The following is a 17,850-nucleotide window of genomic DNA, read 5'->3' as shown; positions in this document are numbered from 1 at the left end:
TTGCACCGACTGTTGGGCGAAGTCCACTGGCGTCAATGAAACAAAGGACGATATGCGCTGATTTCTCGCGGATTGGAAGAAATTTCCAACTCCGAAACTAAAATGACGATCTGGTTCCTTGGGGCGTAGATAATCCGATCATGCAAAGTATGACTGTTCCTGTTTTTGCGTGTGCGGCGTAAGCCCGGACGCACGGGTGACTGGCAGGGCGGGAATCGGATCGGCAACGCCGCGCAATTGGAACAACCGTATACCCTCCGACGGCAGGTCCATGCCCGCGGCCTTCAACACTTCTTGCGAGACCAGCAGTTCGACCCCCAACGCCTTGGTTTCGCTTTCCAGTCGGCTGGCCACATTGACGGCGTCGCCAATGATCGTTCTCGCGGCATGTCCCTGCGCGCCAATCTCACCCAGCACCAGATCCCCAAGGTGCAGGCCCATTCCGATCCGAATGCCAGGGCTGCCTTCGGCCTCAAGCTGCTCGTTGAACCGGTCGAGGGCATGGCTGATATCTATCGCAGCCTTCAACCCGGCGCGGGCGGATGCGGCTGCATCGGGTTTTTCGAAAACCGCCAGCAACCCGTCGCCCATATACTTGTCCACGACACCGCCGTCCTTGGTGATGGCAGGCACGACGGCGTCGAAGAACCGGTTCAGCAGGAACACGATATCATAGGGCAGCTGACCCGTCGTGCGGGCGGTAAATCCGCGCATGTCCAGAAACAGTACGGCCAGTTTTCGTTCCTGCCCCTGACTGGCATGTCCGCGAATGCGCCCGCCATCCGGTTGAAAAACGCGGAAAACGGTGGTCGGTTCCGTCGGGCGGATTTGGCACGCCAGCCGTGTCTGTGGCGAGGCGCCAACAGCGGCCAGACTGCGGGCCTCGACATCGCCGGGTGGGGGCAGGGCGCTGGAGCCCTCTTCAACGATGACGCGGCAGGTGGTGCAACGGCCCTTCCCGCCGCACAAGGCCGCATGGGGCACACCGTGTGCCTGCGAAATCTCAAGCAGGGTCATGCCCTTTTCCGCATCCACCTCGGGTCCGCTGCTGTAACTCACCCGCACCGCATGCCTGCGCCGCCACAGCTTGCGCCCGATATACACAAGACCCGTGGCCGCCAGGGCAAGCCAGAACGCCAGAAGGGCATTATCCTTGACGGTGAACATGGTCTGAAACGCCTCGGGCGAGGGCCAGTTGTAATGCTCGATATATTGTTCCCGCAAAAACTCATCCGCGAAATCCAACCAGATGCGGCGACCCTCGGTTAGCAGACCGGCCAAAGCGAACATGGGGATGAAGACGGCGACACCGATCAGATAGGGTACGGCGCTGGACCACCATTTTGTCAGCCGTAACCACATATGCAGTCCGATGCAGCCATGCACCCAGACGATCAGCAACAGTGCGCTTTGCATCCAAATCACGGTGCTGGGCCACATCAGGATGATGATATACCCCATCTCGTCATTGACGTCATAGATCTCGTGCGCGACCCGCGTCTGGATGACATGCGAGATCAGCTGCAATGGTATCAGCAGACCCAGAACCACCTGCAACGCCGTGCTGAACGGCATGCGCAGGGTCCGGCGCTGTGCGATTGAGGCCAGCGCCAGACCAGCATGGGTGAACAGCGCTGCATAAAGCAGCACGCTCAAAAGGATGTGTCGCGTCACCGCTGTTCGACCGTCCTGCATCCCGTGCAGATAATCGGTGTGAAACAGGCCCATCCCGATGTTGATAAAATGGAAGAAAGCGAAAGCAAACAGAACCAACCCGCTGCCGATCCGAAGCCGGGTTGCCCAACCGCCACGCCACAAAGCGCTCTTCAAGAATACCACCTGTATCGCTGTTCGCCGTGGTTGGACTTTGCGAGGACGTTCGCGGTCAGGTCAAGGCTTCGGGTGCAAATCTAGGCCTGCCAATGGGTGGCGGGGTGTTGGGATTGAATTGATATCTTGTCCGCACAAAACAGCACCAGATGGCTGAGGTCAGGGCGCGAGCGCGAGCTGTAGATCAAGCCGTCCGCCCCCAGTGCCCGCGCTTTATCTGAAAAAGACCATGTCGGGGAAGGGGCCCCCGTCGCGCGAATGTCCTGCCAGATCACCGATGCAGCCGTCTGCCCGCGGTAGTCCACCAATCGCGCGTTTTCCACCAGAAACCTTTGAACCACCCGGTCGGGATCATCACCCGAGATGTAGCGGCGGATGGCGACCGAAGCGCCCTCGGCGCTGAGCGAGGCATAAAGCCCGAACTGTCCGGAATGGTGAAAGCGCCCCTCGGGTGCGCGGGCAGGCAGCAATGGGGTCGCTGCCTGCGACGCAAACAGAATTCTCCAGACAGGGCCAGAGAATTCAAGCATGTATCAGTCCTGTTCGGCCAGGAACCGTTCGGCTTCCAGTGCCGCCATACAGCCCATTCCGGCGCTTGTTACCGCCTGACGATAGACATGGTCGGTCAGATCGCCTGCTGCGAACACGCCGGGAATCGACGTTTCGGTGCTGCCCGGTTTGGTGACGACATAACCACCCATATGGGTTTCCAGCGTGTCCTTGACCAACTCGTTCGCAGGGGCGTGGCCGATGGCGACAAAGACGCCCTTGCACGGGATCTCGGTGATCTCGCCGGTTTTGACATGTTTGACCCGAACACCTTCAACACCCAAAGGCGCATCGGTGCCGATCACTTCTTCCAGTTGGTGGAACCACAGCGGTTCGATCTTTTCATTCTTCAACAGGCGATCCTGAAGGATCCTTTCCGCCCGCAACTCATCGCGGCGGTGGATCAGGGTCACCTTGCTGGCGAAATTGGTCAGGAACAGGGCCTCTTCCACGGCTGTGTTGCCGCCGCCAATCACCACGATTTCCTGCCCGCGATAGAAGAACCCGTCACAGGTGGCGCAAGCCGAGACGCCAAAGCCCTTGAACTTCTCTTCCGACGGCAGACCCAGCCATTTCGCACGCGCGCCGGTGGCCAGAATGACGGCGTCCGCCGTGTATGTGGTGCCGCTGTCGCCCTTGGCGGTGAAGGGGCGCTTGCTGAGGTCCAGATCGCTGATGATATCGCCGATCACCTCACATCCCATGGCCTTGGCATGGTCCTGCATCCGTACCATCAGGTCCGGGCCCTGCACCTCGGTGTCACCGGGCCAGTTTTCGACCTCGGTCGTCGTTGTCAGCTGACCACCGGGTTCGATTCCCTGTACCAGAATGGGTTCCAGCATGGCGCGGCTTGCATATACGCCTGCGGTGTATCCTGCGGGCCCCGACCCGATGATCAGAACCTTGGTGTGTCGTGTGTCGGCCATGGTGCCCCCGCTCGAATTGCCTGAATTGGGCCCGCGGCCCGTCGCCCCGATATAGCGATCGACCGGCCCGGCTTAAAGCCCCTTACTGTTCAGGCCCTCTCGGGCAGGGGCGCCCCGGATTCACCAGGAGAAGGCGAAAAGGAAACAAAGAAAATTGCGCATCTGCGAAACATTATTGCGCGCGTGTGGGGTGCTGATATAAGAACCGAAAAAATCAGGAGCATTTGATGGTCACGACTCGGCTGGATGATATCGATCGCAAGATTCTGGCGGAACTGCAGGCGGACGGTCGTATGACCAATGTCGAGCTGGCAAAACGGGTCGGAATCTCGGCCCCGCCCTGTCTGCGCCGGGTGCGCACACTCGAAGAATCCGGCTTCATCACCGGCTATCACGCCGAGGTCAACTCACGCGAGTTGGGGTTCGAGGTCCAGGTATTTGCCATGGTCGGTCTGGACAGCCAGGCCGAAGTCGAACTGCGCGCATTCGAAGGCCGCTGCCGCGAGTGGCCATTGGTCCGCGAATGCCACATGCTGAACGGCGAAGTGGACTTCATCCTGAAATGCGTCGCACCTGACCTGAGCAGCTTTCAGCAGTTTCTGACGGGCGAGTTGCTGACCACGCCAAACGTGGCCAGCGTCAAGACATCGCTCGTTATTCGCGGCGCAAAAGACGAGCCAGGCGTACCGTTCGACGTTCTGGAAGAACGTATGAACCGGACGGCGTAACGCCAACACGTTTTGGTTGCGCGGTGATTGGTGGCAACAGTGCTGCCACCGCAAGGGATAGAACCCAACTTATTACCAGCTGCATGATGCCCCCCATAATGCAGTAATCACAATCATGCTCAGGCCGTCATCGCGTCGATCTCACCATCTCCGGCGCGCGGCATCAGCAGCGGGCCGAAATCGTTCAGCGACTCAATATGCGCGAACAGGTTCAGATAGATCGACCGAAGCGAGTGGCTGATCATGCGAACCGCATTCACACCTGGATGATATGTTTCGAACTGTAATCCATCTACGCGAATAACGGAATGGCGTTTTAAGCAAATGTGAAACAGTTCAACGGGGGTCGGCGGCATTGTTTCAATGACACCCATTCCGTCCTGAAATTCGGACACGGGTGTAAGAATCGGCTGCCCCCCATGCAGGTGCCGCAAATGCGCGGGTGTTCCCACGATTCGCGCCGCCGGGCCGGCAATGACACCCGACATTGGCTTTTGCATCCCGAACGTATCCGCCATGATCCGCGTCAGCGGCCGCGTCCGGCCCCGCGAATCCACGCGTCCGGGGATCAGAGTGACAGATCCCTTCCACAACACGGTTTCCGATGCGCCATCCTGCGTCAGGACCGTATCCCCCGGCATCAGATCCTCGATTGCCATCGGTCCATGTTCCGTTTCTACCAAAGATCCACGTGTGAAGGCGCAAAACGCGTCTTCAAACATTGGCAAGGCGGGTGCGATATGGCGGGTCTGAACCACATCTCCGTTCTTCAACAGGCTGCTGACCTCATAGCGGCGCAGCTGGGCTTTTGGCTTGGAAACCGGCCGCGGCGCGTCCCGCAGCATAACAGACGTTTCGATAGCATTTCTGGCCGCGCGGGCCAGTGAATTAGGAATAGTCATTAATATTCCGTCCCCTCAAAATGTTCGGGCAGGCGCGGCGTACCCCCGTACAGACCCGCCCGGCGAACTGGTTCTTTGTCTTGAAACAAATGGGTGACCCTCGGGCGGCGACCGGTACGGTCCCGCAACGCGACTAAATCTCGCTTTCCAATGGTCAACACATTGACCCCCCAGACAAACTCGTACTTCACGGGCGAAATTGCCCGCACACACACAACTCCTAAAAAGTCACGAACCCCTCGCTCGTGACGCGCGATACATCAGGCCGGAGCAAACCTGATACGCGTTGACCCAAATAAGACCGGCAGCTTGGTCTCTGGGTTTTTCTGTCTCAGCGTCGTGCCGCGATGCGACTGGCGACCCTGACAGAATTGCTTGTTACCCGCTTCCACGGCATTTCCAGGTTCTGGTCCCGAGTGGCCTCGACCATGGCTTTCAGAAAGCGTGATTTGGTTTTCATTTTTTGGTCCTGCTCTGAACGGGGTGTATTTCCCCGTATCCTCTGTAAACCTTTTGTGACGCGGGTTTGCGGCAGGGATAAGGCTTATCCGGGATGATTTGCGGACAGAAAAATGAAGTCAGACGGACCTCCCACTCAACACGCCAGCGCCCGATTTTCGAACGTCAGATACCGATCTGATTACTGGCAAAAACTCGTTACGATTCTGATGCCCAATCAACACAAAAAATGTGGCGGAAAAGTGGCAGGGCACCTAAATCTGGACGAAGATCACAATCTTATGACAGAAATCAGCCGCCCGTAATCAACCTCGTTCGCGTGTGTTGACCGGCGATAGGAATAGAACCTGTCGGGGTCGGAATATGTGCAGTGCCGGGTCCACTCGGCCTGTCCGATTCCCGCCTGCCGCAGCCGGTGCAGCCCGAAGGCGGGCAGATCAAATTGCAGGCGGTCACTTTCACCATTGGCAAAAAAGCGGCTGTTGTCCGGCGAATCCGCAAGGAACGCGTCCAGAAACTCTGGCCCCACCTCGTACGCGCGCTGGGAAATACTGGGTCCGATCACGGCGCAGATATTGCTGCGGTCGGCTCCCAGCGCCTCCATCGCGTCCAGCGTTGCCTCCAGAACACCGTCCAGCGCGCCGCGCCACCCGGCATGGGCCGCACCGATCACATGCGCGTCGGGATCGGCGAACAGAACCGGCTGGCAATCGGCCGTCAGGATCGTCAGGGCCAGACCGGGTGTTGCCGTGACAATGGCATCCGCTTTGGGCTTTTCACCGTCAACCGGGGCTTTGACTGTCAGAACCGTTGGGGAATGAACCTGATGCACCGCGACCATTGCCTCGGGTTCAACCTCCATCGCGTCGGCCACTCGCCGCCGGTTCAGCGCGACAATCTCGGTTTGATCCGAGGACCCCTGACCACAGTTCAACCCGCTGAAAATTCCTGAAGACGCGCCGCCGCGACGGGTAAAGAACCCATGGCGAAATGGCGACAGCAGGTCCGAGGTCAGAATTTCCAGCGTCATGGTTCCAATCCTGGTGGTGGGGCGGCATAGGCCGGGAAAAGGCCCATCACCTTGAACAGATTTCCCATTTCATCAGGATGCGTCAACCGCCGATGCGCGGCAATCAGCGCATCCAGCTCGGAACCGCTCAGCGCCTTGGACAGGGCTTGCGCGCGGGCGGTGATCCCCAGCCGTTCAAGGAAGACGCCCTGCGGTGTCAGGCGCGTATGCCTGCACCCACAGGCGCGGGTCGCAACGGCCAAAGGCTCAAAATCCACATGCGCGGTCAAATCGGCCTGACCGGGCGATGCCAGAGGATCGGCATGCTCGTGGCTTTGCAGAGCCTGCAAGGTATCGCCCAGCGAATGCCAGTCGCCATAATCCACAATCAATGCCGCGCCGCCATGACTGGCGACCCGCCCCGCGATCACGGTCAAAACGGGAATCGCAGCAGCACACAGTTCGACCAGATCACCGTCCTTGGTGTCCGACAGCCTGTCATTCAACGCCACCTGCGGCCCGATTGCGCCCAGTCCGAACGTCAACCCGCCGTCACGCTCACCCACCAGACGCTCGCGCCAGCCCGTACCGTCACGCTGAAACTGGCGGATGGGCAGGGCATCAAAGAATTCGTTGGCCACCAGCAACAGCGGCTGGTCGGGCAGGTCGGCGATCGTTGCAATCCAGACCGCCTCGTAATCCTTCAGCGTTGCAGCCTGCACCTGTTTCAATACAGGCGATGCTTCAACCAGTACAACCTGCGCTGCCTCGTGAAATCCGGGTACTGACCGTGTGGCGCGCAGAATATCGGCCATCAGGGTACCACGCCCCGGCCCCAGCTCACACAGGGTAAACGGTGCGGGCCGTCCCTGATCCATCCAGCTTTGCGCCAGAGACAGCCCGACCAGCTCCCCGAACATCTGGCTGATTTCCGGCGCTGTGGTGAAATCCCCCGCAACCCCCAGCGGATCACGGGTCGTGTAATAGCCCAGCGTCGGATGCAGCAGGCATTCACCCATGAAATCTGCCACGCTCATCGGCCCATCCTGCCGGATGCGGGCGACCAGATGATCGGTCAGGCTCATACTGCCTGCCGCCGCGCGCGCAGGGCAAACCACAATCCAAGCGCGATCATCGGCAGCGACAGGAACTGCCCCATGGTCAGCCCGTACCCGCCCACATGCCAGGCCAGCCCCAGCGGATTGCCGGGCGATACGAACTGCGCATCCGGTTGGCGAAAGAACTCGACGATAAAGCGCGACGCGCCGTAGCCCGCAAGGAACGTCCCCATGGCAAGACCCGGTGTGCGAAAACCGCCGCGCCGATAGACCAGCCACAGCAATACCGCCCCAAGCAACACCCCCTCCAGCGCGGCCTCGTACAGCTGCGACGGGTGCCGGGCACACGTGCCTGCGACCACGCCGGGGCAATCCTGCGCCGCAAATCCGGGAAAGATGACAGCCCAGGGCAGCTCACTCGGGCGGCCCCACAGCTCGGCATTGACGAAATTGGCCAGCCGCCCCAGCAGCAATCCGGGCGGAACGGTGTAGGCGACCAGATCTCCCAGCGACAGGGCAGGGATACGGTGCCGTCGTGCAAACAGGTACGACGCAAGGATCACGCCCAGCAATCCGCCATGAAAGGCCATGCCGCCTTGCCAGACCTTCACGATCTCCAGCGGGTGCGACAGGTAATAAGCCGGTTGATAGAACAGCACAAAGCCCAGCCGCCCACCCAGAATCACACCCAGAATGATCCAGGTGACCAGATCCTCCAGCTGCTCGGGCTTCATCGGCGGGCCATCCGCAGGCCAGAGCGCTGGGCGGCGCAACGCCACAACAGCCAGCCGCCACGCGATCAGGATGCCCGCGATATAGGCCAGCGCATACCACCTTAGCGCGAACTCCATCCCGAACAGCGGGATCGAGAACAGTTCGGGCGACAGATCGGGGAAATTCAGAACAGCCTGCATGTGCGTCTCATTGCCCGGGGTTTGCAGGTCAAGTCAACCTTGAGCCCGCGCCATTCTTTGCCCATATACAGGTAAACCGCGAGATCGGAGAACAGATATGCAAACCCGCAACAAAATCCTGGATGACGTGTCCCAGCTGATGACCAACGCCATGGGCGTGGCGCAGGGCGCGCGGGAAGAGGCTGAAAACGCGATGAAGTCGATGATCGACCGCTGGCTGGCCGACCGCGATTTCGTCACCCGTGAAGAATTTGACGCCGTGCGCGCCATGGCTCAGAAGGCGCGCGAAGAAAACGCGGCACTCGAAGCCCGCATCGCCGCGCTCGAGGCGAAACTGGACAAATAACGCCCCGGCGTTCCCTTTTTTCACAATTTTCGGACAAAGCATTCCGCCGCGCAATCCAGCCCGGATTGTGCGGTGCTGTGTATTCTGACGTGTCGCAGAATTTATTCAAGACAAAGCTGACTCTGTCGCCAATATTTTGATCGCCGTTGCCTTCTGTCCACAACTTATTGCTGTTATCCCCAATAATTAGGGTTGCCAGAACTTACGCCACATCGCACCATATTTAGTACAGGCCCATGGGGGAAGCCCGGTTTGTAGAGCAGGCAACTAGCACTGGGGCGCTGCCAGCCCCGAAATGCTAGAGATTAGTGAGGTGGCATTATGGCCCTTTCCGAGCAGTATCTCGAAGAAGACATTCATCCGATCGACATTGTTGAGCATCTGGCCGAACATCACGACTGGGATTTTGATCGCATTGGGGACGATCAGATTGCCATGGCCGTTGAAGGGCAGTGGCGCACCTATTCGATCACGCTGGCCTGGTCCAACTATGACGAAACGCTACGCATGGTGTGCAGCTTCGAAATGGAACCACCGGCCGAGCGTGAAATGCAGCTCTATGAGCTGCTCAACAAGATGAACGACCAGTGCTGGGCAGGCGCGTTTACCTATTGGGCAAACCAGAAGCTGATGGTCTATCGCTATGGTCTGGTCCTTGCAGGCGGGCAAACGGCCAGCGCTGACCAGATCGACACGATGATCAATGCCGCCGTCATGAGCGCCGAGCGGTACTACCCCGCGATCCAATTGGTGACCTGGGGCAACAGAGGGCCAGAAGAAGCCATGCAAGTGGCCATTGCAGAGGCCTACGGCCGCGCGTAAACCTTTGCCCCGAACCGATATGTAAAGCGGGAGGGGCAAATGGACATGACGCGAGTGGCCGAACAGGGGCTTGTGCTTCTGGGGTGCGGAAAGATGGGGTCCGCAATGCTGGCGGGATGGCTGGAACACGGCCTTCCGCCAGCTTCCGTTTGGGTCATCGATCCCTTTCCGTCAGATTGGCTGAAGGCGCGGGGCGTCAATATCAACGCACCGTTACCTGAATCCCCCGCCGTGGTGCTGGTTGCGGTCAAACCGCAGATGATGGGCGAAGCCCTGCCTGCCATTCAGGCGCTGGGCGGCGGGTCCAGCCTGTTTATTTCGGTTGCGGCTGGCACCTCGATTGCGGCCTTCGAATCCGTTCTGGGCCGTGACACCCCGATCATTCGCGCCATGCCCAACACGCCCGCCGCCATCCGTCAGGGCATCACGGCACTGATCGGCAACGCACACACCTCCGAGACCGACATGGAGCAGGCCGAAAACCTGCTGGCGGCAGTGGGCCAGACTGTTCGCCTTGAGGATGAGGCACAGATGGACGCCGTCACCGGGCTCAGCGGGTCCGGCCCGGCCTACGTGTTCCATCTGATCGAAACCCTGGCTGCTGCGGGCGCGGCGCATGGCCTGCCTGCCGAGCTTGCGATGAAACTGGCCAAGTCCACAGTGGCCGGTGCCGGGGCGCTGGCCATGGCGTCCGACGAAGACCCGGCGCAGCTGCGCATCAACGTGACCTCTCCGAACGGCACCACACAGGCCGCGCTTGAGGTGCTGATGCATCAGGAAACCGGCTTTCCCGACCTGCTGCACCGTGCCGTCAAGGCCGCAACCGACCGATCCAAGGAGCTCTCGCGTGAGTGAAATTTCGTTCGACGACTTTCTCAAGGTCGATATTCGCGTGGGCGAGGTGATCCGCGCCGAACCCTATCCCGAGGCCCGCAAACCCGCGATCAAGATGTGGATCGACTTTGGGGACGAGATTGGCGAGCGCAAGACCTCGGCCCAGATCACCGCGCATTACGATCCGGCCACTCTGGTCGGCAAACAGGTCATGGCCGTCGTCAACTTCCCTCCACGCCAGATCGGCAAGTTCATGTCCGAGGTTCTGGTGCTGGGTCTGCCCGATGACAACGGCGAGATCGTTTTGATCGGCCCTGACGGCAAGGTACCAACCGGCGGGCGGATGCACTGATGAAACTGCTGATCACGCGCCCGATGACACCGGCAGTCGAATCGCGCGCCCGCGCCGATTTCGATGTAACCATCCGGGAAAACACCCTGCCCATGGCGCGGCAGGAGATGCTGGCCGCTCTGGCCGGATACGACGTTGTTGTGCCGACATTGGGCGATCAGTTCTCGGCTCAGGTCTTTGCGGATGCCGGTCCGCCGCGCTGCAAGCTGCTGGCCAATTTCGGTGTTGGCTTCAACCATATCGACGTGGATGCCGCACGCGCGGCCGGGATTGACGTAACCAACACCCCCGGCGCCGTCACCGATGCCACGGCTGATATCGCCATGACCCTGCTGCTGACCACAGCCCGGCGCGCCGGTGAGGGTGAACGGCTGGTGCGATCGGGTCAGTGGCAGGGCTGGCACCCGACGCAGATGCTGGGCCATCACGTGACCGGCAAGCGCGTGGGCATCGTCGGTATGGGCCGCATCGGGCAGGCCATCGCGCGCCGCTGTCATTTCGGGTTTGCCATGCAGGTGGCCTATCAGTCCCGCAGCGCCAAGCAACTGGATTTCCCGGCGGAATTCACACCTGACCTTGAAACACTCGCCGCTTCGGTCGATTTCCTTGTGCTTGCGGTTCCCGGCGGTGCGGAAACCCGCCACCTGATCAATGCGCAGATTCTTGAGGCGATGAACCCCTCGGCTATTCTGGTCAACATCGCCCGTGGCGAGGTGGTGGACGAGGTCGCGCTGATCACGGCGCTGCAAACCGGTCAGATCGCGGGGGCGGGGCTTGACGTCTACGAATTCGAACCCAAAGTACCACAAGCCCTGTGCGATATGGAAAACGTAACCCTGCTGCCCCACCTGGGCACCGCCACCGAAGAGGTGCGCAGCAGCATGGGGCACATGGCGCTGGATAACGTGGCGGCCTTTGTCGCGGGCAGGGCGCTGCCCAACCCGGTCTAGTCGCCCACCGCCTCACGCCAGTGTTTGCGGCAGAGCGAGACATAGGTCTCGTTGCCACCGATCTGTACCTGTGCCCCTTCAGTGATGGCCTTGCCGGTCTCGTCGCGACGAATCACCATCGTGGCCTTGCGGCCGCATTCACAGATCGTGCGCACTTCGCGCATTTCGTCGGCAAGGGCCAGCAGGGTGGCGGAACCGGGGAACAGCTTGCCCTGAAAATCCACGCGCAGACCATAGGCCAGCACCGGCACATCCAGATCGTCCACCGCACGGGCCAGTTGCCAGACCTGCGCCTCGGACAGGAACTGTGCCTCGTCGATGAAAACGCAGGCCACTAAACCCTTGTCCAGCCGGGACCGGATCATGGCGAAGACATCATCTTCGGGTGTGAAAGTGTCAGCCTGCTCCGATATGCCGATGCGCGATGCAATCCGCCCTGCACCGGCCCGCCCGTCAATGGCGGCGGTCATCAGATAGGTCTGCATTCCGCGCTCGCGATAGTTGTGCGAGGCCTGTAGCAACACGGTCGACTTGCCCGCGTTCATGGTGGAATAGTTGAAATACAGCTTTGCCATGGCGCGGGTCTAAAACGCCTGACGAAAAGGAACAAGAGAGCAAAGGGATGTAAGAAGCGACGTCGCCATTGCGTGTGCAGAGGCCGAGCTGGGCTCGTAGGGGATGGAACCCCCGCGTCTGCAACAGCGACGCCGTCGGCCAACATGTGGCCAAAACAAAGCAAGGCCCAACAATACTGCCCTGCAATCACTCTTTACCGGCTTGAACTGCCGCCACTCACTCACAAAATCCCCCGCTTATCTGAGGGATAGTCAATGTATGACATTTCAATTATGACTCAGGTATGGGAAATTTCCCGACGCTTTCCCCGGTTTGGACATCGGGTGGGCGTTTGCAGGTAACAAAGGTAAATCAATGGCAGATATCGGGGCCTATCTGAAGAAACACACAGAAGCGCTGGTCAAAGATGTCGGAATAGAAGCTGCTTGTGAAATTACAGGAAAATCCAAGGCGACTCTGGGTCGGTATTACTCGGACAACGCAGAACACGCGGACAGGTTCATGCCCGTGGATGCGGTGGCCCGGCTTGAAAACGCAGCAACTTATCCGCATGTGACATCCGCGCTGGCGGATCTGAAAAACATCACCCTGTCCTACAGCGAACGCAACACCGAGGAATCACGCACAGGCGGTGTGAATTCGGATGTCATCGCGCTCAGCCAGCGATTTGCAATGCTGATGACGGAATATCAGGCCGCAATCGAAGATGGCATCATCACGGTGAACGAAGCCAAAAGGCTGCTGAAAGAAACTAGTTTGCTTCAGCAGGTCCTGATTGAAATGAAACTGCACCTGGAAGAAGAAAGCGTCAGCTAGTCTTGACTGCGGTCCGTAACCGGCCAAATTCCGCCTGCCCGGATTGCAGCAGATGTCGTGCGCTTTGCGGCATGATCACCAACCGGACCCTGTGCCTCAATTCAGTCACGTCTTTCCGATAAGCTGCAGCGCAGGCAAGATCGTCAAGGGCAGTAAACCATGCAGAAAATGCAGGGACATTACAGCGTTCTCGCAGACCGCATGGTTTGGCGGTCGTTCCTGTTCGTCTATGCGCTTTTTCTGGCCACGGTGCTGTTTGGCGCTTATCAGGAAGGCCCTGATGACGCGATGCGCTGGGTCATGGTACAGGACCTGCTGGCGGGGCAGGGCTGGTTTGACGCCTATCAGCATCGGCTGGGGCCCGGTGACGGCACGCTGATGCACTGGTCCCGGCTTGTCGACGCGCCGATCGCCGGGATCTACGCGTTGTCCGCGACGGTCGTGCCACCTGACAGCGCCTTGCAAGTGACCGCGTTTATCTGGCCAGTGCTGCTGGCGGGGCTGACCCTGTGGACCTTTGCCGTCACTGGCGGCGCTTTGGGCGGGCGCAATGGCGCGATTTCGGCATTGGTCGTCGGTGTGCTGACGCTCGAACATTATCGGAAGTTCGACTATTTCTCGTTTGACCACCACAATGTTCAGATTCTGCTGTTTGCAGCGGCCCTCATGTTCTTTGTCCTGCGCAAGGCCAAACCCTCTGCTGCGGGGTGGCTGGGTGTCTGTCTGGCCCTTTCGGTGTCCATCGGAACCGAATCAATCGTGCAGGTCGCGATTATCGCGGTGTTCCTTACGATTGACTGGATCGTGACCGGCGCAGCCGCCCGCCGCCGCACCATGGTGTTTGGAACCGGGCTGGCGCTGATCCTGTTTCTGGTCAGCGTTGCAACAACAGGGCGTCAGGGCTTTCTGTTCCCAAGCTGCGATGCCCTGACGATCAGTGTGGCCCTGCCGGCGGGGATCGCAGCGCTGTGCCTGTGTGCAGCAGCCTGGGTCGGGTCGGGCTGGTCCTATTGGGGGCGCTTCGGCGCGTGTCTTGCGACAGGCGCTGTAACACTTGGCTGCGCTTACGCATTTGCGCCCTACTGCCTTGAAAACCCGATTGCGGACCTGCCTCAGGACATGCGTGACTTCTGGCTCAGCCAGGTTGCCGAAGCGCAGAATATCACCGTTGTGCTGGAACTGCATTTGGGCGAGGCTGCGGCCCTGATCGCCATGTCCGTCATCACAGCGGTTGCAGCGTTGTTCTTTGTCCGACAGTCACAAGACAAAATGGACTATCTTCTGTTTCTGGCGCTGATTGTGACCGGGTTTTCCATGTTTCTGTACCAGTCCCGGATGATGACGTTTCTGGGCGTGTCCCTTGTGGCTGTTCAGGCTCAAATGCTGCGCGCCCTTTACATCAGTTACAGAACCCATGGTCGCACGCTTTCCGGCTTGGCTATGGTAGGCTTTGTTGTCTGCGTCTCGCCAAAGATCGGCATCAGCGTGGAAAAACAGCTGGGACGATTTGCGCGCCCCTCCCTTGCGGCACCCGCCGCCGAGGTCGCGCAGGATTCGCAAAACGACGGCGCCGCCTGTAAGGCGCCCGAGGCTTACGCGGCCCTGAAAAACCTGCCAACCGGCATGGTTCTGGTCGATTTTGATTATGCGGCAGAGGTGCTGCGCTATACCGATCATTCGGTTCTGGCGGGCAATTATCACCGCAACCGGGCCGGAATTCAGGCGCAGATTGCGGTTTTGCGTATGGATGCGTCCCAGGCCGGTCCGCGTCTTGCTGCGCTGGGTGTAAGCTATGTGCTGCTTTGCACCGCTGCGCCCCGTACTGAATTCTGGGACTGGGCGTCTCAGGGGCGCGGGCTGCAATCCCAATTGGCAAAGGGTGAAACCCCCGCCTATCTCAAACGGATTGATGGTGGGGAAGGGGCCGCGTTTCAGGTTTTTCAGTTGGCGGCCGATTTCTAGGCCGTCCGCGCTTTGCGGAATGCTGATCAGGCGTGACGCTTCACGATCACCGATCCAACCGAATACCCGGCCCCAAAAGAACAGATCAGCCCCAGATCACCCTCTTGCAGATCGTCAGAGTATTTCGAAAACGCAATGATCGACCCTGCGGATGAGGTGTTCGCATAATCCTGAAGGATATTGGGTTGCTCGCCCGCCTCGGGTTCGCGGCCCAGAACTTTCTTGCCGATGAAGTCGTTCATCGTCTTGTTGGCCTGATGCAGCCACAGGCGTTTGAGGTCGGTATTGCTGACCCCTTCGGCCTCCATATGGTCGCTGATATGCTTGCTGACCATCGGCAACACTTCCTTGAACACCTTCCGGCCGTTCTGCATGAACTGCATGTCGCGGCGGTCAATCACACCATCGGGGCGCGACCGGCGCAGGAACCCGTTATTGTTGCGGATATTGTTGGAAAAGGCGGTGGCACAGCGGGTCGACAGGATTTCGAAATGCGGGCCTTTGGCGTCTTCGATCCGCTCGATCAACGTTGCCGTTGCCACATCGCCAAAGATAAAGTGACAATCCCGGTCGCGCCATTCCAGATGGCCCGAGCAGATTTCAGGGTTCACCACCAACGCCGCGCGCACCGAACCGGACCGCACCATATCCGCCGCCGCCTGAATGCCGAACGTGGCCGAAGAACAGGCGACATTCATGTCAAAGCCAAACCCGTCGATGCCCAGTTCCTGCTGAATCTCGATTGCAATCGCCGGATAGGCGCGTTCATGGTTCGAGGCCGCGCAGATCACCAGATCGACATCCGCCGCCGAACGCCCCGCCTGCGCCAGCGCCTTCCTGCAGGCATCCACTGCCATCTCGGTCATGATCCCGGGCTCGTCATCGCTGCGCTGGCGCAGCGTCGGGTGCATCACGTCCGGGTTCAGCACCCCGGCCTTGTCCATCACGTACCGGTTCTGAATGCCCGACGCCTTGACGATGAACTCTTCCGAGGAATGCTGCATCGCCTCCATCTGCCCGGCTGCGATGGCCTCGGCATTCTTCGCGTTCTGCTTGTCGGCATAGGCGTTGAACGCTTCAACAAGCTCGGCGTTGGTGATGACGTTTTCCGGGGTGAAGACACCGGTACCGGTGATGGCGGGGGTATACATGGCGGGTCCTGAATGTTTCGGATTCGCCCAAAATGCAGTCATGGCGTGATTTGATCAAGATATGTTGACCTAAGGGAATTCGTTCCTGGGCGCAGTTTCATATCTTGAATAGTTCAGAAATTGAAGTATATCGCCCCGTAACCCGCGCGGAGACCCTCAATGCCCGACGATATCAGTGCCAGACTGGGCCGCCTCAGCCCCGAGATTCAGGCGATCATGGGCGTCTATGCCCTGTACTGGAAACTGGAAGAGACCTTCGACTGTATCGAAACAGACCTGAGCCACCCGGAATGCCACATGCTGATCAAGCTGGATCAGCCCAAGCGCATGGGCGTTCTGGCCGCCGATATGTTAAGCGTACCATCAACGATCACCGCCACAGCTGATGCCCTTGAAAAAGCGGGCTATCTGATGCGGCGGCGTGACCCCGAAGACCGCCGCGCCTGGTTGCTGGTGCTGACAAAGCAGGGCGAAGAGGCCCGCAACATGCTGGTTGCCGCCGCCGGAGATCTGTTTCACCGGGCCTCGGGCCTCAACGAACAAGAAACTGCCGAATTCGCGCGACTGGCGCGCAAAATCCGCGACAACGTATTGAAAACGGGAATTCCCGAGGGATTGAAGAAATGAAACTCCTGACCTCTCTGGGCCTTGCACTGGCCATTCTGGCAACCCCGATTGCCGCTCAAGAGACCCCGAAACCAGTGAAACTCATGCAGGTGCGCGAAACCGCGCCCGGTTTCACGCGGCAGTTTTTCGGCCGCGTCGCCGCGCGCCAGACCGTTGATCTGGCCTTTCAGGTTGCGGGCCAGATTGTCGAGATGCCCATCAACGAAGGCTTCGTGATTCCCAAGGATGGCCTGATTGCCCGTCTGGATCAGGAACCGTTCGAGCTGCGCCTTGATCGGGCGCGGTTGCAAAAGGAGCAGGCCGACCGCACCGTTGCGCGCCTGTCGCGCCTGCGCGGTACAACCGCCAGCCAGGTGGCCGTGGACGATGCCGAGACCGAGGCGCAACTGGCCGCAATCGCCCTGCGCGACGCGGAATATGAACTGGAACACGCCACGCTGACCGCGCCCTTTGACGCGCTGGTCTCCAGCCGCTCGGTCGAGGCGTTTACCACCGTCTCGGCGGGCACGCCCATCGTCCGCATCCACGACATGTCCGAACTTCGCATCGTGGTCGACGTGCCCGAGATCCTGTTTCAACGCTCTGGCCAGACTGATCAAAGAACGATCACCGCCAAATTCCCTGCCAGTGACGAAGTCTTCCCGCTGGAAATCCGGGAATTCGACGCTGAAACCTCCAGCGTCGGTCAAACCTTCCGCATCCAGTTCGGCCTGACCCCGCCCGAGGGGTTGCTGATCCTTCCCGGTTCCTCTGTTACCGTCAACGTTCAGGTGCAGGACAACCGCATTGGCATCATCGTGCCAGCAACCGCTGTGATCGCCGACGCAAACGGCGCGCTGAACGTCATGGTGTTTTCCCCGGTCGGGGCGGATGAGGGCACCGTGCGCCGCGTCCCGGTGACCATCGAGCCCACGCAAACCGGCGATGTCCGGGTGCTGACGGGCCTGTCTGACGGGGATGAGGTCGTTGTGGCCGGGGGCGCTGTGCTGACGGATGGTCAGACGGTGCGCCGGTTTGCCGGTTTCGCGAACTGAGGGGC

20 protein-coding genes are annotated in these 17,850 nt (G+C 59.8%); 10 read left to right on the top strand and 10 right to left on the bottom strand.

Annotated elements, in window-relative coordinates; all coding sequences use genetic code 11:
* Positions 1-138: 138 nt before the first annotated feature.
* The 3 genes from AC2FND_RS03730 to trxB form a co-directional block, all read right to left on the bottom strand.
* Entirely contained in the window at positions 139-1,830 is a 1,692-nt protein-coding gene (locus tag AC2FND_RS03730; RefSeq protein ID WP_496767995.1) for an adenylate/guanylate cyclase domain-containing protein, read from the bottom strand.
* An 80-nt stretch (positions 1,831-1,910) separates the two neighbouring features.
* Positions 1,911-2,360: an RES family NAD+ phosphorylase gene (locus tag AC2FND_RS03725; protein ID WP_496767994.1), complete on the bottom strand. Its 450-nt coding sequence runs from the start codon at positions 2,358-2,360 to the stop codon at positions 1,911-1,913.
* Positions 2,361-2,363: 3 nt separating this feature from the next.
* Positions 2,364-3,305, bottom strand: a complete 942-nt coding sequence (gene trxB, locus AC2FND_RS03720) for a thioredoxin-disulfide reductase (protein ID WP_496767992.1) — start codon at positions 3,303-3,305, stop codon at positions 2,364-2,366.
* Between the two features lie 227 nt (positions 3,306-3,532).
* On the opposite strand from trxB, the gene AC2FND_RS03715 reads away from it, so the two are divergent.
* The gene (locus AC2FND_RS03715; protein ID WP_209504770.1) at positions 3,533-4,033 is read left to right on the top strand and encodes an Lrp/AsnC family transcriptional regulator; all 501 of its coding nucleotides are present in this window, start codon (positions 3,533-3,535) and stop codon (positions 4,031-4,033) included.
* Between the two features lie 119 nt (positions 4,034-4,152).
* Here the strand turns inward: AC2FND_RS03715 and AC2FND_RS03710 are convergent, their stop codons facing one another.
* The 5 genes from AC2FND_RS03710 to lgt all read right to left on the bottom strand — a co-directional run bounded on the left by AC2FND_RS03710 (position 4,153) and on the right by lgt (position 8,375).
* Positions 4,153-4,935, bottom strand: a complete 783-nt coding sequence (locus AC2FND_RS03710; protein ID WP_496767990.1) for a Hint domain-containing protein — start codon at positions 4,933-4,935, stop codon at positions 4,153-4,155.
* A gap of 331 nt (positions 4,936-5,266) precedes the next feature.
* On the bottom strand, positions 5,267-5,395 hold the full coding sequence (locus tag AC2FND_RS03705; RefSeq protein ID WP_267362961.1) for a hypothetical protein: 129 nt from the start codon (positions 5,393-5,395) through the stop codon (positions 5,267-5,269).
* 270 nt (positions 5,396-5,665) lie between these two features.
* On the bottom strand, positions 5,666-6,424 hold the full coding sequence (pgeF, locus tag AC2FND_RS03700; RefSeq protein ID WP_480475491.1) for a peptidoglycan editing factor PgeF: 759 nt from the start codon (positions 6,422-6,424) through the stop codon (positions 5,666-5,668).
* The gene (locus AC2FND_RS03695; RefSeq protein WP_496767988.1) at positions 6,421-7,488 is read right to left on the bottom strand and encodes a class I SAM-dependent methyltransferase; all 1,068 of its coding nucleotides are present in this window, start codon (positions 7,486-7,488) and stop codon (positions 6,421-6,423) included. Before AC2FND_RS03695 ends, pgeF begins: the two co-directional genes overlap by 4 nt.
* On the bottom strand, positions 7,485-8,375 hold the full coding sequence (lgt, locus tag AC2FND_RS03690; protein WP_496767986.1) for a prolipoprotein diacylglyceryl transferase: 891 nt from the start codon (positions 8,373-8,375) through the stop codon (positions 7,485-7,487). The genes AC2FND_RS03695 and lgt overlap by 4 nt, the downstream gene beginning before the upstream one ends.
* Before the next feature lie 97 nt (positions 8,376-8,472).
* Between lgt and AC2FND_RS03685 the strand changes: the two genes are divergently transcribed.
* The 5 genes from AC2FND_RS03685 to AC2FND_RS03665 all read left to right on the top strand — a co-directional run bounded on the left by AC2FND_RS03685 (position 8,473) and on the right by AC2FND_RS03665 (position 11,679).
* On the top strand, positions 8,473-8,721 hold the full coding sequence (locus AC2FND_RS03685) for an accessory factor UbiK family protein (RefSeq protein WP_050604795.1): 249 nt from the start codon (positions 8,473-8,475) through the stop codon (positions 8,719-8,721).
* Positions 8,722-9,042: 321 nt separating this feature from the next.
* Positions 9,043-9,543: a type III secretion system chaperone family protein gene (locus AC2FND_RS03680; protein WP_209598027.1), complete on the top strand. Its 501-nt coding sequence runs from the start codon at positions 9,043-9,045 to the stop codon at positions 9,541-9,543.
* A gap of 39 nt (positions 9,544-9,582) precedes the next feature.
* Positions 9,583-10,398: a pyrroline-5-carboxylate reductase gene (proC, locus tag AC2FND_RS03675; protein ID WP_496767984.1), complete on the top strand. Its 816-nt coding sequence runs from the start codon at positions 9,583-9,585 to the stop codon at positions 10,396-10,398.
* Positions 10,391-10,729: a tRNA-binding protein gene (locus tag AC2FND_RS03670; protein WP_209504763.1), complete on the top strand. Its 339-nt coding sequence runs from the start codon at positions 10,391-10,393 to the stop codon at positions 10,727-10,729. The genes proC and AC2FND_RS03670 overlap by 8 nt, the downstream gene beginning before the upstream one ends.
* Positions 10,729-11,679 (top strand): 2-hydroxyacid dehydrogenase, encoded by a 951-nt coding sequence (locus AC2FND_RS03665; RefSeq protein ID WP_496767982.1) that lies wholly within the window; start codon positions 10,729-10,731, stop codon positions 11,677-11,679. The genes AC2FND_RS03670 and AC2FND_RS03665 overlap by 1 nt, the downstream gene beginning before the upstream one ends.
* Here AC2FND_RS03665 and AC2FND_RS03660 read toward each other — a convergent pair.
* Entirely contained in the window at positions 11,676-12,254 is a 579-nt protein-coding gene (locus tag AC2FND_RS03660) for a thymidine kinase (RefSeq protein ID WP_496767980.1), read from the bottom strand. The two genes, AC2FND_RS03665 and AC2FND_RS03660, sit on opposite strands and share 4 nt — an antisense overlap.
* Before the next feature lie 355 nt (positions 12,255-12,609).
* Between AC2FND_RS03660 and AC2FND_RS03655 the strand changes: the two genes are divergently transcribed.
* The gene (locus AC2FND_RS03655) at positions 12,610-13,071 is read left to right on the top strand and encodes a hypothetical protein (protein ID WP_209504760.1); all 462 of its coding nucleotides are present in this window, start codon (positions 12,610-12,612) and stop codon (positions 13,069-13,071) included.
* Between the two features lie 159 nt (positions 13,072-13,230).
* Positions 13,231-15,033 (top strand): hypothetical protein, encoded by a 1,803-nt coding sequence (locus AC2FND_RS03650; RefSeq protein WP_496767978.1) that lies wholly within the window; start codon positions 13,231-13,233, stop codon positions 15,031-15,033.
* Between the two features lie 26 nt (positions 15,034-15,059).
* Here the strand turns inward: AC2FND_RS03650 and AC2FND_RS03645 are convergent, their stop codons facing one another.
* Positions 15,060-16,184: a beta-ketoacyl-ACP synthase III gene (locus tag AC2FND_RS03645; protein ID WP_480505938.1), complete on the bottom strand. Its 1,125-nt coding sequence runs from the start codon at positions 16,182-16,184 to the stop codon at positions 15,060-15,062.
* 159 nt (positions 16,185-16,343) lie between these two features.
* On the opposite strand from AC2FND_RS03645, the gene AC2FND_RS03640 reads away from it, so the two are divergent.
* Together AC2FND_RS03640 and AC2FND_RS03635 are read left to right on the top strand one after the other, a co-directional pair.
* On the top strand, positions 16,344-16,811 hold the full coding sequence (locus AC2FND_RS03640; RefSeq protein ID WP_267364261.1) for a MarR family winged helix-turn-helix transcriptional regulator: 468 nt from the start codon (positions 16,344-16,346) through the stop codon (positions 16,809-16,811).
* Positions 16,808-17,845 (top strand): efflux RND transporter periplasmic adaptor subunit, encoded by a 1,038-nt coding sequence (locus AC2FND_RS03635; protein WP_209504756.1) that lies wholly within the window; start codon positions 16,808-16,810, stop codon positions 17,843-17,845. The genes AC2FND_RS03640 and AC2FND_RS03635 overlap by 4 nt, the downstream gene beginning before the upstream one ends.
* Positions 17,846-17,850 lie beyond the last annotated feature (5 nt).

The sequence above is a fragment of the Ruegeria sp. BHSB056 genome, from assembly GCF_059613305.1.
This window is presented reverse-complemented; position numbering and strand designations above follow the sequence as displayed.

Bases quoted from the DNA above. Each gene is read 5' to 3' on its own strand.
- AC2FND_RS03725 (WP_496767994.1), bottom strand. From the start codon at position 2,360: ATGCTTGAATTCTCTGGCCCTGTCTGGAGAATTCTGTTTGCGTCGCAG.
- trxB (WP_496767992.1), bottom strand. From the start codon at position 3,305: ATGGCCGACACACGACACACCAAGGTTCTGATCATCGGGTCGGGGCCC.
- AC2FND_RS03715 (WP_209504770.1), top strand. From the start codon at position 3,533: ATGGTCACGACTCGGCTGGATGATATCGATCGCAAGATTCTGGCGGAA.
- AC2FND_RS03710 (WP_496767990.1), bottom strand. From the start codon at position 4,935: ATGACTATTCCTAATTCACTGGCCCGCGCGGCCAGAAATGCTATCGAA.
- AC2FND_RS03705 (WP_267362961.1), bottom strand. From the start codon at position 5,395: ATGAAAACCAAATCACGCTTTCTGAAAGCCATGGTCGAGGCCACTCGG.
- pgeF (WP_480475491.1), bottom strand. From the start codon at position 6,424: ATGACGCTGGAAATTCTGACCTCGGACCTGCTGTCGCCATTTCGCCAT.
- AC2FND_RS03695 (WP_496767988.1), bottom strand. From the start codon at position 7,488: ATGAGCCTGACCGATCATCTGGTCGCCCGCATCCGGCAGGATGGGCCG.
- lgt (WP_496767986.1), bottom strand. From the start codon at position 8,375: ATGCAGGCTGTTCTGAATTTCCCCGATCTGTCGCCCGAACTGTTCTCG.
- AC2FND_RS03685 (WP_050604795.1), top strand. From the start codon at position 8,473: ATGCAAACCCGCAACAAAATCCTGGATGACGTGTCCCAGCTGATGACC.
- AC2FND_RS03680 (WP_209598027.1), top strand. From the start codon at position 9,043: ATGGCCCTTTCCGAGCAGTATCTCGAAGAAGACATTCATCCGATCGAC.
- proC (WP_496767984.1), top strand. From the start codon at position 9,583: ATGGACATGACGCGAGTGGCCGAACAGGGGCTTGTGCTTCTGGGGTGC.
- AC2FND_RS03665 (WP_496767982.1), top strand. From the start codon at position 10,729: ATGAAACTGCTGATCACGCGCCCGATGACACCGGCAGTCGAATCGCGC.
- AC2FND_RS03660 (WP_496767980.1), bottom strand. From the start codon at position 12,254: ATGGCAAAGCTGTATTTCAACTATTCCACCATGAACGCGGGCAAGTCG.
- AC2FND_RS03655 (WP_209504760.1), top strand. From the start codon at position 12,610: ATGGCAGATATCGGGGCCTATCTGAAGAAACACACAGAAGCGCTGGTC.
- AC2FND_RS03650 (WP_496767978.1), top strand. From the start codon at position 13,231: ATGCAGAAAATGCAGGGACATTACAGCGTTCTCGCAGACCGCATGGTT.
- AC2FND_RS03645 (WP_480505938.1), bottom strand. From the start codon at position 16,184: ATGTATACCCCCGCCATCACCGGTACCGGTGTCTTCACCCCGGAAAAC.
- AC2FND_RS03640 (WP_267364261.1), top strand. From the start codon at position 16,344: ATGCCCGACGATATCAGTGCCAGACTGGGCCGCCTCAGCCCCGAGATT.
- AC2FND_RS03635 (WP_209504756.1), top strand. From the start codon at position 16,808: ATGAAACTCCTGACCTCTCTGGGCCTTGCACTGGCCATTCTGGCAACC.